The organism is Clostridium sp. (assembly GCF_051654825.1).
Classification (GTDB): Bacteria; Bacillota; Clostridia; order Clostridiales; family Clostridiaceae; genus Clostridium.
Map to the genome: position 1 here is coordinate 1 of NZ_JBOFYU010000227.1, position 13,635 is coordinate 13,635.

At 29.6% G+C, this 13,635-nt stretch carries 12 protein-coding genes, 1 pseudogene and 1 riboswitch; of the genes and pseudogenes, 1 reads left to right on the forward strand and 12 read right to left on the reverse strand.

Features of this window, described 5'->3' with window-relative positions:
- The 11 genes from ACRDBA_RS13575 to ACRDBA_RS13625 all read right to left on the reverse strand — a co-directional run.
- Positions 1 to 422, reverse strand: a 422-nt coding sequence (locus ACRDBA_RS13575) for a hypothetical protein (protein ID WP_438573463.1), incomplete at its 3' end; no start/stop codon positions are given.
- Between the two features lie 41 nt (positions 423 to 463).
- The gene (locus ACRDBA_RS13580; RefSeq protein ID WP_438573464.1) at positions 464 to 1,003 is read right to left on the reverse strand and encodes a DUF5317 family protein; all 540 of its coding nucleotides are present in this window, start codon (positions 1,001 to 1,003) and stop codon (positions 464 to 466) included.
- Between the two features lie 210 nt (positions 1,004 to 1,213).
- On the reverse strand, positions 1,214 to 2,944 hold the full coding sequence (locus ACRDBA_RS13585) for an NADH-dependent [FeFe] hydrogenase, group A6 (protein WP_438573465.1): 1,731 nt from the start codon (positions 2,942 to 2,944) through the stop codon (positions 1,214 to 1,216).
- Positions 2,945 to 2,962: 18 nt separating this feature from the next.
- The gene (locus ACRDBA_RS13590) at positions 2,963 to 4,852 is read right to left on the reverse strand and encodes an NADH-ubiquinone oxidoreductase-F iron-sulfur binding region domain-containing protein (protein WP_438573466.1); all 1,890 of its coding nucleotides are present in this window, start codon (positions 4,850 to 4,852) and stop codon (positions 2,963 to 2,965) included.
- Position 4,853: 1 nt separating this feature from the next.
- Entirely contained in the window at positions 4,854 to 5,321 is a 468-nt protein-coding gene (locus ACRDBA_RS13595; RefSeq protein WP_438573467.1) for an NADH-quinone oxidoreductase subunit NuoE family protein, read from the reverse strand.
- Between the two features lie 357 nt (positions 5,322 to 5,678).
- Complete coding sequence (locus ACRDBA_RS13600; protein ID WP_438573468.1) at positions 5,679 to 6,266, reverse strand: helix-turn-helix domain-containing protein; 588 nt, start codon at positions 6,264 to 6,266, stop codon at positions 5,679 to 5,681.
- A 245-nt stretch (positions 6,267 to 6,511) separates the two neighbouring features.
- Positions 6,512 to 8,890, reverse strand: coding sequence for a homocysteine S-methyltransferase family protein (locus ACRDBA_RS13605; protein ID WP_438573469.1), 2,379 nt, complete (start codon positions 8,888 to 8,890; stop codon positions 6,512 to 6,514).
- A complete protein-coding gene (locus ACRDBA_RS13610) occupies positions 8,880 to 9,557 on the reverse strand; it encodes a methionine synthase (protein WP_438573470.1) in 678 nt (225 codons plus the stop codon). Before ACRDBA_RS13610 ends, ACRDBA_RS13605 begins: the two co-directional genes overlap by 11 nt.
- A 5-nt stretch (positions 9,558 to 9,562) precedes the next feature.
- Positions 9,563 to 10,018, reverse strand: coding sequence for an S-ribosylhomocysteine lyase (locus ACRDBA_RS13615; protein ID WP_438573471.1), 456 nt, complete (start codon positions 10,016 to 10,018; stop codon positions 9,563 to 9,565).
- A 14-nt stretch (positions 10,019 to 10,032) separates the two neighbouring features.
- A complete protein-coding gene (gene metF, locus ACRDBA_RS13620) occupies positions 10,033 to 10,926 on the reverse strand; it encodes a methylenetetrahydrofolate reductase [NAD(P)H] (RefSeq protein ID WP_438573472.1) in 894 nt (297 codons plus the stop codon).
- Positions 10,927 to 10,998: 72 nt separating this feature from the next.
- Positions 10,999 to 11,145, reverse strand: a riboswitch (SAM riboswitch).
- A 52-nt stretch (positions 11,146 to 11,197) separates the two neighbouring features.
- The gene (locus tag ACRDBA_RS13625) at positions 11,198 to 11,740 is read right to left on the reverse strand and encodes a GNAT family N-acetyltransferase (protein WP_438573473.1); all 543 of its coding nucleotides are present in this window, start codon (positions 11,738 to 11,740) and stop codon (positions 11,198 to 11,200) included.
- A gap of 141 nt (positions 11,741 to 11,881) precedes the next feature.
- Between ACRDBA_RS13625 and ACRDBA_RS13630 the strand changes: the two genes are divergently transcribed.
- Positions 11,882 to 13,216, forward strand: a complete 1,335-nt coding sequence (locus tag ACRDBA_RS13630) for an MATE family efflux transporter (RefSeq protein WP_438573474.1) — start codon at positions 11,882 to 11,884, stop codon at positions 13,214 to 13,216.
- 292 nt (positions 13,217 to 13,508) lie between these two features.
- Here ACRDBA_RS13630 and ACRDBA_RS13635 read toward each other — a convergent pair.
- Positions 13,509 to 13,635, reverse strand: a pseudogene (locus tag ACRDBA_RS13635) (undecaprenyl/decaprenyl-phosphate alpha-N-acetylglucosaminyl 1-phosphate transferase); the annotation flags it as partial.

The window sequence follows — 13,635 nt, forward strand, 5'->3', positions numbered from 1 at the left end:
AAAACTGTTCCTGCAAAAACAAATAATGAAGGTACTCCATAAATAGTTTTTAACGCAGGGTTTTCAAAAATTCTAATCATCATTTCTTCTTGGAAAATACATTGAAGTAAAAATATATTTACCCCTTCACATACAAATAGTAAAACTGCTGTAATTATTCCAGATTTAATGGATTTTATTATATCTATTTTATTTATTGTTGTAGCAATTATAATTAAAGCCATTATATTTAATAGTGTGTGAACTCCATAGCTTATTGGTAGTTCTCTTATTACAAATACAGTTAATGCTAAAGTTGTACTTGCTAATATATATTTTTTCTTATCTACTTTAACATTTGAAAATGCATAAACTGCAAAAACAAATAAAAAGCTTTCTGGTATAGTTCTTATAAATAACTCTAAAAATGTTAATTGTAACATCCTCATTTCTCCTTACTTTATGACTGATTTATCTTAAAAGATTAAACAGTCTTGTTTATACTTTTTACACTTTGAAATAAAATTAAAAATACAAATACTCTAATAAAAATATCTCCAACACTTAATATGCTATATCCTAAATCAAAAATATCTGTCAAAAATTTCAACTGCGTATCTGCATTTCCTAAGGAATGTATGTCATTTACCTTACTAAATGAATCAGGTCTTACATATCCTGTAATATAAGATAAATTTGGAAATACAGGCATTTTTCCATTATTAGCCCCAATAGCTATATTGTTTAAAATACCACCTAATGTTACGAATACAGATCCTACTATTGCTCCTATATATAATTCATACTTAAATATTAATGGTAAATAAGAACATAAATATAAATTTTTTAATATACTTGAATATTTTATGTATTCATAGTTTTCAGCAAATATATTAGCTTGTACAAAACCATTTAATGCTATGACTATGACAATAGGATATACATGCCACGTCTTAAATAAAGGTTTTATCTTATATCCTTTAATCTTACAAACTATGAAAGCAATAATAATAGTTTCTATCATTTTTACCTCTTTTAAAATCACATCGATACTTAGATATATCAATAATGAAAATATTTTCTTTTTCTTACCTATTATACTATGATTCTCTACTATTTTCCATACTTTTTTAATTTTTTTAATTAAGTTAGTTTCTAATTTTAATATTAATTAAAAAACTGATAATAAAAAGCATTAATTTATATAAAATTAATGCTTTTTTTCTATATTTTTCTATATTTTATTGATTTTATAATTTCTATGAAGTAATTTATGAGCTAAATGACTATTAGTGTTTTCTAAATACTCTTCATAAACTTTCGTAATCATAGGATTTTCGTGAGACTTTCTCTTTTCCTTATTTTTATCTTCTTCATATATACAATCCATTCTTTTTTGAAGAATATCTCTATTAGATTTAATAAAAGGTTGTCCCCCACCATCTATACACCCACCTGGACATGCCATAACTTCTATAAAGTCATAATTACATCTACCAGCATTAATTTCATCCATTAAATTTTTAGCTTCACCAAGGGAGCTTACTACTGCAATTTTCACTTCCTTATCCTTTATGTTTACAACAGCTTCCTTTACTCCGTTTAAACCTCTTGCAAAATTAAAATCTACACTTTCAAGCTTATCTCCTGATACCCATTCATAAGCAGTTCTAAGTGCTGCCTCCATAACTCCACCACTAGTTCCAAATATGGCTCCTGCACCGCTTGCTTCTCCTAATGGATTATCAAATTCTTCATCTTCTAAATTCATTATATCTATTCCACTTTCTTTTATAATCTTAGCTAATTCACGAGTAGTTATAACTACATCAACATCTGTAATTCCATCAGTTATCATTTCAGGTCTTTTTGCTTCAACCTTTTTAGCTATACATGGCATAACAGATACAACTACTAGCTCTTCTTTCTTTATACCTAGCTTTTCTACTAAATAGCTTTTAGCAATAGCCCCAAACATTTGCTGTGGAGATTTACAGCTTGATAATAAATTTATATTTTGAGGATACTTTTCTTCTACAAAGGTTACCCATGCTGGGCAACAACTAGTTATTAAAGGTAAGTTATTACCTGAAGTAAATCTCTCTACAAACTCTGCTGCCTCTTCCATTATTGTTAAATCAGCTGCAAAATTTGTATCAAATACTTTATCAAAGGCTAAATGCTTTAATGCAGAAACTATTTTACCTGTTGTAATAGTTCCTGCCTCCAATCCAAATTCCTCTGATAGTGCTGATCTAACTGCTGGAGCAATTTGAACTACTACTGTCTTCTTATTATCATCTAATATTCCCCACAGCTTGTGATAATCATGAACTTCTCTTAATGCGCCTGTTGGACATACTGCTACACATTGCCCACAATAAGTACATTCTGTTTTATTTAAAGGCTTAGAAAAGAAAGTACAAATACTAGTATCAAAGCCTCTTCCTATTGTAGTTAATGAATGAACCTTTTGCACCTCATTACAAGCAGTTACACATCTTCTACATAAAATACACTTACTTTTGTCTCTTACAATACCCTCTGATATATCTAATGATTGATCAGACATTTCACCTGGATACCTTAATCCATCTATTCCAAACATACTTGCTAAGCTTTGAAGCTCACAATTTAAGTTTTTCTCACATTTCAAACAATCCTTTGGATGATCTGAAAGTAATAATTGAAGAACTGTTTTTCTAGCATTTATTACTCTCTTAGTGTGAGTTTTCACCTTCATGCCTTCTCTTGCTAAGGTTGCGCAAGCTGGTTCTAGACCTTCCTTTCCTTCAACCTCTACTACACATACTCTGCAAGTTCCCTTGCAATTCCTAGTTTTACCATCTACCATATACATATGACAAAGTGTTGGAATATTTATTTTAAGCTTTTTTGCCGCTTCTAATATAGTACTTCCATTTTCTACACTAACTTCTTTTCCATTTACTAATAAATTAATCATATAATCTTCACCTCCAATCTATTTCAATACAATTGCCTTTACAGGACAACTAGTAAAGCATGCTCCACATTTAATACATTTTTCTTTATCTATTATATGCTTTTCTTTTACCTTCCCTTCAATACATCCAGCTGGGCAAGCTCTAGAACATTTTGTACATCCTATGCATTTTTCTGTAATTTCATAGGATAAAAGCTTTTTACATACTCCTGCAGGGCATTTCTTTTCTTTAACATGCTCCTCATATTCATCCATAAAAAACTTCATTGTACTTAATACTGGGTTAGGAGCTGATTCACCTAGTCCACAAAGAGATGTATCTTTAATAGTTTCACAAAGCTCTTTAATTTTTTCTAAGTCTTCTTCAGTTCCATTTCCCTCTGTTATTTTAGTTAACATTTCTAAAACTCTTTTATTTCCTATTCTACAAGGAGTACATTTACCACATGATTCATCTACTATAAATTCTAAATAGAACTTAGCTATGTCAACCATACAATTTCCTTCATCCATAACAATCATTCCACCGGAACCCATCATAGACCCTATACTAGTTAGAGTATCGTATTCTATAGGTAAATCTAAGTATTCTATTGGAACACATCCTCCTGATGGACCTCCTGTTTGAATAGATTTTAGCTTTTTATTATCTTGAATTCCTCCACCTATTTCATAAACAACCTCTCTTAAGGAAATTCCCATAGGTACTTCTACTAATCCTACATTATTTATTTTTCCCGCTAAGGCAAACACCTTAGTTCCTGTAGATTTTTCTGCTCCAATTCCTTTAAACCAGCTAGGGCCCTTATTTATTATTGAAGCTACATTTGCAAAGGTTTCTACATTATTTACACAAGTAGGCTTACTCCATAATCCCTTTTCAGCTGTACGTGGTGGCTTAATAGTTGGCTCCCCTCTTAACCCTTCTATAGAGTGAATTAACGCTGTTGCTTCTCCGCAAACAAACGCACCTGCTCCATACTTAATTTCTATATCAAAATCAAAGCCTGTCCCTAATATATTCTTTCCAAGTAACCCTAGATTTTTAGCTTCTTCTATTGCTATTTTTAATCTATGAACTGCTAAAGGATATTCAGCTCTAATATATATATATCCATTGTTAGAACCAATAGCATATCCACAAATAGCCATTGCTTCTAAAACACAGTGTGGATCTCCCTCTAGTATTGCTCTATCCATAAATGCACCTGGGTCTCCCTCATCTGCATTACAAATAACATATTTCACTCTGTTTTCGACTCTTCTAGTTGCTTCCCACTTTCTACCTGCTGGAAATCCTCCGCCCCCTCTTCCTCTTAAACCTGAATCAGTAACTTCTTTTACTACTTCTTCTGGAGTCATCTTAGTTAAAACCTTTCCAAGAGCTAGGTAAGAACCTACACCTAAAACATCTTCTATATCTTCTGGATCAATAACTCCACAATTTTTAAGGGCTATTTTAACTTGCTTTTTATAAAAAGGTATTTCTTCTTTAATTTCTATTCTTTCCTTAGTTTCAGGATGTTCATATAATAATCTTTGAACAGCTTTATTATTGACTATATGTTCTTTTACTATTTCAGATATATCCTCTTCCTTAACCTTTACATAAAAAGTCCTATCAGGAAGTATTTCTAAAACTGGCCCTTGAGAACAAAATCCAAAGCAACCTGTCATTACAACCTTTACTTTTTCCTCTAAACCATACTTTGCAATTTCTTCTTTTAACAATTTAGAAATGCTATCAGATTTTGATGCCTTACATCCTGGGCCTCCACAAACTAAAATATGTCTTTCCTCTATTTTAGATTTATCAGTAATTATAGAATGATTATTTCTTATATCTAAAATATTTTTATACTTATCATTTAATTTAACTAAATCATCATAACTTTCTATTCTATTCATTTTAACCCACCTCCCTAAGCTCATTTACAACTTCTGTTACATTTTCCTTAGTAAAATATCCGTAAGTTTTATCATTAATTAATACTGCAGGGGCTATTGCACATGAACCAACACATCTTAAAGTATCTAATGTAAATAATCCATCTTTAGTAGTTTCGCCTTCTTTTATATTTAATACCTTTTTAAATTCTTCTAATATGTCTCCAGCTCCTCTAACAAAACAAGCTGTTCCTGTACATATACTTATTACATACTTTCCCTTTGGCTTTGTAGTAAAGTAAGAATAAAAAGTTATTACTCCATATACCTTTGAAACAGGTATATTTAGCTTTTTAGCAATAAATTCTTGAGTTTCTATTCCCAAATATCCATATAAACCTTGTGCATGATGCAATATGGCTATTAGGGAGCTTTCTTCACAATTCTTTTCTTCAATAAATTTTTCTAATTCATTAAATTTATTACACAAACTCTCAACCACCTTTATTTTATAAATAAAATTTTTATCTATTTAAGGATTTTACATATTATAAATGATAAAAACTTCCCTATTGATATAATATTAATTAGTTTTATTTATATTCTTTAAAGTTACTTTAATAATTAATTTTTAACTAAATAAAAGTACCACAAAATTCATTTCTGAATAATGCGGTACTTAATTAAATTCTTCACTTAACTTTTATATGAACTATTTTTCCATTAAACACTATTGCCATTTTCACTATATTATTTATTCCTTTTGATAAAAGCTCCATATATTTTCTTTTACATTTTTAATATTTTGCATTACTACATCTTCTTATATAAATACTCATAATTCGTACTATAATATCAGAATCATAATAACTCCTACTATTATTGAAAGTAAGCCTGCACCAATTGCAAGTAAAAACTTTTGATATGGTCGTTTTCCATATTCCTGGTTTTTTTCAATATCATTCATTTCTTTACCCTCTGTAAAAGCTAGTATTTCTCTATAAGTTTGGATATTAAAACTCTTTTTATATTTTTCAACTTTAATTGCATAATATATTCCAACAATAGCAATTAAACCATATATCACCCCACCAATTTTGCCCATAAATTTCATAAGTGGAATAGGTAGTACAATTACTAGCAATAGTAATATAGCAAATATATTACTATCTTGTTTAAATCTCCCCACCTCTTCATTGCTGATGTCTGCTGCCTTAATTTTTTCTTTCATTTCTTCAAGGTCTCCTTTAATTAATATGTCAAGAGAGACATTAAAAAGAGAGCTTAACAATAATAAACTTTTAACATCAGGATAATTTTTATTATTTTCCCAATTTGATATTGTTTGACGAGATACAAATATCTTGTCTGATAATTCTTCTTGAGATAATCCCATTTGTATCCTGTATTTTTTTACTTGTTTTCCTATATCCATATAATGTCCTCCTGCATCTTAATTCTATAACCTCTAAAAAATTTAAACTATCAAAAGTATTTGATAAATGGCTATTTTCCTATGTCAAAAGTTTTTGACATACTATAAAATACTATTTAATTACTAATTATATACTATTTTTCTATAAAAGAGAAAGGAAGCCTATCAATTAGACTTCCCATAATACATTTTCTAATATCCTCTTACAAACATTATTAATTAAATATATATACTAGAAATTTTATTTAGCTAAAATGTTTTTTTGCAATTTCTACAGCTTCCCTTGCATCTCTTGCATAAAAATCTGCACCTATCATACTTGCATATTCGTCAGTTAAAACTGCTCCTCCTACAAAGGTAGTTGCTTCTATATTATTGTCTTTTAATGCTTTTATAGTTTCTTCCATACTTTTTAAAGTAGTTGTCATTAAAGCACTTAATCCAACTAAAGTTATATTTTGTTCCTTTGTAACTCTTACAACTTCTTCTATAGGTACATCCTTTCCTAAGTCAATTATTTCATAACCATAGTTTTCGAGGATTACCTTAACTATATTTTTACCTATATCATGGATGTCTCCCTTTACAGTTGCAAGAAGAATTTTCCCCTTTGATATACTTTTTGTATTTTTTGAGAGTAAACTTTCTTTTAAAACACCAAATGATGCTTTAACAGTTTCTGCTGATTGAATTAATTGCGGAAGGAAAAGCTCTCCCTTTTCAAATTTATCTCCTACTAAATCTAATGCAGGAATTAAATATCCATTTACTATTTCTAATTCTTCATTTTCCTTTAAAAGCTCCCTAGTAGCTTTTTCTGCTTCATCCTTTAAGCCCTTTATTACTATGTATTTTAAATCATAGCTTTCATTTTCTTTAATAGCATTTTTATTTTCTAAAGGCTTTTTTTCTCCACCATAGGTTTTTATATATTTTACTGATCCCTTATCAAAGTTATATAAAACATTAAAGGAATTAATAACATTTATCATTCCTTCTGAATTTGGATTTAATATTGGTAAATCTAATCCATGAGATAATGCTAACGATAAGAAGGTTTCATTTATTATCCCCCTATTTGGTAGTCCAAAGGAAATATTAGAAACTCCTAAAACTGTTTTAAGCCCTAAGTTATCCTTTATTAACTTTAAAGCCTTTAATGTTTCAACTACTTCCTCTTGTTGTGCTGAAGCTGTTAAAACTAAGGTATCTATAAATACATCTTCTTTTTTAATTCCATAGCTTAATGCCTTATTTAATATTTTTTCTGCTACCTTAAATCTATCTTCTGCCTTTAAAGGTATTCCATTTTCATCTAAGGTTAAACCTACTACTGCTGCCCCATATTTTTTTACTAATGGAAGTATCTTATCTAATATTCTATCTTCACCATTTACTGAGTTAACTATAGGCTTCCCATTATAATATCTTAATCCCATTTCTATAGCTTTTACATTAGTTGAATCTATTTGAAGAGGTGTATCTAATATCCCTTGAATTTCCTTTACCACCTTAGCCATAGTTTCAGCTTCATTTATTTCTGGTAACCCCACATTTACATCTAATATTTCAGCCCCTGCATCTACTTGAGTAATAGCTTGCTTTAAAATATAATCTATATCACCATTTTTTAAAGCTTCTTTAAATAGCTTCTTTCCTGTTGGATTTATTCTTTCTCCAATGATTTTTACACCATTTACTTCTACTACCTTTGATTGTGAACATAAGGCAAATTTGTTTTTAGCCCCTCTTTTTTTTGCCTTTATTCCTGAAATACTTTCTTTTATTTCGTGGATATATTCAGGTGTAGTTCCACAGCATCCCCCAACTATAGTTACACCCTCTTCTATAAACTTTAATATTCCATCTTTAAAATCCTTTTTAGAAATATCATAAACTGCATCTCCTAAAGATAATGATGGTAGCCCTGCATTTGGCTGAACCATTACAGGAACATTAGTCCACTCAATTATTCTTTTTATTATTGGTAATATTTCAACAGGTCCAAGGGAACAGTTTACACCTATTGCATCTGCTCCAAGACCTTCTAATGTAATTGCCATACTTTCTGGAGTACACCCAGTAAATGTTCTTTCATTTTGCTCAAAGCTCATGGTACAAAATACAGGTAGCTCAGTATTTTCCTTTGCTGCTAAAAGTGCAGCCTTTGTTTCATATAAATCTGTCATAGTTTCTATTAAGATTATATTAGCACCTTGCTTTTCACCATAAACCATTTGTCTTTTAAATATTTCATAAGCTTCATCAAATGATAGCGTTCCCATAGGCTCTAAAAGTTCTCCAATAGATCCTACATCTAATGCTATTAAAGTTTCTCCTTCTCCTTTAGCATTAATAGCTCTATCCATAGCTGATTTTATTACATCCTCTACACTATATCCTGTTCCTTCTAGCTTTCTTTCATTTGCTCCAAAGGTATTTGTAGTTATAACCATAGCTCCTGAATTTATATATTCTCTATGAACTTCTTCAATAAGCTTAGGTTCCTTTATATTTAAAAGCTCTGGATGTTCCCCTAGCTTTAACCCCTTCTTTTGAAGCATAGTTCCCATAGCTCCATCAAAAAGGAAAATATTATCCTTTATATAATCTCTAATTTGCACAACTAATACCCTCCTTTCTAAAATTACATCTTTCATAATTACTGCATGTTTCACAACTTCTCTTTTTTACTTTTATATCTTCTGGTATAAATCCTATTATAGCTGTTACTGATTTCCTAGGAAATAATATATTATGTGCTGAAGCTGAAAGGCCTATTTCACTTTCAGCTCTTATTGCCTTAATAAAAGCTTTTTGAGTTTCTATTGGTAAATCACCATAGCCTGGGCTATATCTAAAAGTTAATCCCTTACCTTCTTTTTTAGCTATGATTCTTATTTCTTCTTCTACATTATCGCATATTTCCTCAACAACAGTTGTAGCACATGAATCCATTACTAATGCCTTAGCAAGACTTATCTTCTCATATAGCTTTATCTTTTTTTCAATTTCAATACCTAAAGTTACTGCCATTAATGCAGTTTTTTTGCTTTTTGATAAATGATTTTTTATATCATTTCCCTTTAATAAAAGGTTTGTATTACTAACTATAACTCCATCTTCACTTAATTCTATATCATGAATCTTATAAATCCATCTAGGATTAATTATTTTTTTAGTTTCTTCTATACATTCATCTATTAGTGAATTTGTTGGAGAATCTATTTCTTGCCCCTTATATCCTAAATATCTTAATACTTCATTTTTATCTATATTATAATTTTTCATATACGTTATTCTCCATAAATATTTAATGAGAATCCTTTTTCTAGAGCTTCCTTTGCATATACTTTTGCTCCAAATAAAGATAAGTCCTTATAATTACCACATTGAATATCATTTGCTGCTGGGATTTCTGTTGCTGCTAAAACACCTCTTAATGCTGTTACTAACCCTTCTTTTATTTCCTCTGCTTCTCTATCTCCCCAAACTGTTAAATAAAACCCTGTTCTACATCCCATAGGTGAAAGATCTATTATACCTTCTAAATTATTTCTTAATTCATGTGCTAGTAAATGTTCAAGACCATGCATTGCTGCAGTACCAAATGAATCTTTGTTTGGTTGAATAAATCTTAAATCAAATTTGCTTACCTTATCTCCTCTTTGCCCTTCTAAAAGACAACATTTCCTAACATATGGTGCTCTTACTCTTCTATGATCTAATTCAAAACTTTCTACTTTATTCATTACATTATCTCCTCTTACTTTAATATTTCTTGCTTTTTATTTACCGATTCTAAGATTGTAGAAATGCTGCTATTTATCTTTCGTGCTACATAAGGATTATTCATTGTATATAAATGAATACCATCTACACCTGAAGAAATTAAATCTACCATTTGCTCTACTGCATAGGCAATTCCTGCATCTCTTAAAGCTTCCTTGTCATGACCATATCTATCCATTATCTTTAAAAACTTATTAGGTATTTTAGCTCCACAAAGAGAAACTATTCTTTCTATTTGTCTTGCATTTATTACTGGCATTATCCCTGCTTGAATAGGTGTTTTTATATTATACTTTTGCTTTTTATCTAAAAAATCATAAAAATAATCATTATCAAAGAATAGCTGTGATATAAAGTGTGTTGCTCCTGCTTCTTCTTTTTCCTTTAAGTGAAGAACATCCTTATCTAAATCTCTACAATCTATATGTCCTTCTGGATAACAAGCTCCAACTATATTAAAGTCACCTTGTCCATCTATATGACTTATTAAATCTTTAGCATAACTAAACTCACCGTTTATCTTTTTATCTAAAGGAAGATCACCTCTTAGTGCTAAAATGTTTTCTATACCCTCTCTTTTTAAAGCTTTTAATATTTCGTTTATTTCACTTTTACTTGAACTTATACAAGTTAAATGAGCTAAGGCTTCTATATTGTACTTGTGTTTTACTAATGATGATAATTCTATTGTTCTATTTTGTGCTAAGCTACCACCTGCCCCATAGGTAACGCTTATAAAATCTGGTCTTAAATCCTTAAGCTCCTCTAATGTATTATATATTGTCTCAATCGACGACTCTGGTTTTGGTGGAAATATTTCATAAGAAAATACCACCTTTTTATTATCAAAAATTTCTCTTATATTCATAATTAGCCCCCCTTAAAATAAAAAATACCTAAAGGATAACCTTTAGGTATAAATAAATTGCCTATAAAATCACCCTTATCTTTCAGGAATTAGCACCACACAAAATACTGTTATATATATTATAGAAAAGCTTAAATAATGCTAGTTCTATAACTATAACCTTACTTTGTAGGTTGCCGGGTTTCATAGGGCCAGTCCCTCCACCACTCTTGATAAGTAAATATTTCTTTTTTTACATTATATACTATAAATTACCTTTTGTAAACACTTTTTATTTTAAATTTTCGAAATATTCTTCCTTTAACATTCCCATTAAAATATTATCGTAGTATTTACCATTTCTATATATTTCTTTTCTTAAAACTCCTTCTTCAATAAACCCTACCTTTTTATAACAGGCTATTGCTCTTTTATTAAAACTAAAAGCCCCAAGCTTTACCTTGTCAAAGTTTAATTCTTCAAATATAAACTTAATTAATGTTTTAAGTGCATCTGTTCCATAGCCTTTTCCCCAGTAATCTTTATCACCAATCATTATACCTATAGTACAATGTCTATTTTTTATATTTGATTCATTTATGCTACATCCGCCAATATATTTTCCTGTTTTTAAATCTTCCATTGCAAAATCATAAGTTAAATCTGATGTTCCCTTTCTTCCCTTTACCCATTCTTCCTCTTGCCATATTGTCATAGGAAAAATAGCTCCTGAGTCTAATAACTTCTTCGTTTCTTCATCATTTACAAATTTTACTGCTAAAGCAATATCTTCTTCCTTATAAGCCCTAAGCTTAACTAATTTTCCGTTGTACATTACTATCGCCCCCAAGTCTTTCAATATATTTCCAACAATCATATCATTTCAAAATAAAATTGTCAATATTTTAATTATTTTCACACAATATGGATTTAATTTGGTAAAATGTATAAGTGTTTAAAAGGGGGAAAATTTAATATGAATGATTTAACAAAAGGTAATGAAGCAAAAGGCATATTTTTCTTTGCTATGCCAATGCTTATAGGAAGCTTATTTCAACAATTATATAATACAGCTGATAGTATAATTGTTGGTAGATTTGTTGGTGTTGAAGCCATGGCAGCTGTATCTGGGGCTAATCCTATAATGTTTTTATTAACATCACTTCTTATGGGAATAACCTTAGGATTTTCAATTCTTGTATCTCAATATTTTGGATCTAAGAAAATGGACAAGGTAAAATCAACAATTGATACTACATATATTTTTGTATTTATAGCTTCAATAGTAATAACATTTTTAGGAATAGCCTTAACTACTCCTATACTTAAGCTAATGAATACACCAGATAATATTTTTAATTTATCTAAGGGATATTTAAATATTATATTTGCAGGAACTATTTTTTCTGCAGGATATAATTCAATAAGTGCTATTTTAAGAGGTCTTGGTGATTCTAAAAACCCTTTAATATTTTTAATAATATCAACTGTTTTAAATATTATTTTAGATATAGTATTTATTATCTACTTTGATATGGGTATAAATGGAGTGGCACTAGCAACTATTATAGCTCAAGGTGTATCCTTTATATTTAGTATTATTTATCTTAATAAAAAACATAATGTACTTAAGTTTGATATAAAAAACCTAAGCTTTAGTAAAAATATATTTATCAGAGGCCTAAGACTTGGAGTTCCAAGTGGTATTCAACAAATGTTGTTTTCAGTAGGAACTGTAACTCTTCAATCCTTAGTTAATGGATATGGAACTTCTGCTATGGCAGCCTTTGGTGCTGGAGCTAAAATTGAATCCTTTATATCTCTTCCAATTATTAATTTAGGAGCTGCTCTTTCTACCTTTGTAGCACAAAATATTGGAGCTAAAAAAGCTGAAAGAATAAAAAAAGGTCTTCATGCATCACTAATTATGTCTACAGTTTTATCTATATCAGTAGCCTTTTTATTTTTATTTTTCTCAGAAGAGTTAGTTAGACTATTTAATACTGATGAAGAAGTCGTAAAAATAGGATCTGAATATTTAAGAACTATAGGACCATTCTTTATAGCAGTATGTAGCTCATATATGCAATCTAGCGTAATAAAAGGAGCTGGTGATTCTATGTTTGCCCTTATAAGCTCTATGATTTCATTATGGCTTGTAAGAATACCTGCTGCCTATGTCTTTTCTAATATGTTTGGAACAGTAGGACTTTGGTATGGAATTGTATTTGGATGGGCTGTAGGACTTGTAATAACTCATATTTATTATGTTAGGGGTTCTTGGCAACGTAAAGCTGATTTACTTAATTAATAGACTATATTTTAAATCAATGTTTATATTAAACTTGTTTATACATATTACGAATAAACAAGTTTAAGTAAGAACTAATAAAAAAAGACTGTACTTATTGAATAAAATCATAAGTACAGTCTTTTCTATGTGATGACTAGCCGCTTTAACACTCCCTCATCTTAGGAGGTATCTAACACAAGGTCCACGCCCCTAGATAACCAATTCCTAACCTTCATATGGAGCTTTAACTCCACCTAAAATTAAGAATTCTGTTTATATGTATAGTTATTACAAAACTCTTTGTAATTACTTAATTTCTAATTAATAATAAAATAATAGATATTGCACTAAAAGCAAAACTTACCATATTAATATATGTTACTACCTGTCTTGGACTAAACCCTTTAGCTTGTAATCTAAAGTGAATTTGACTTCTA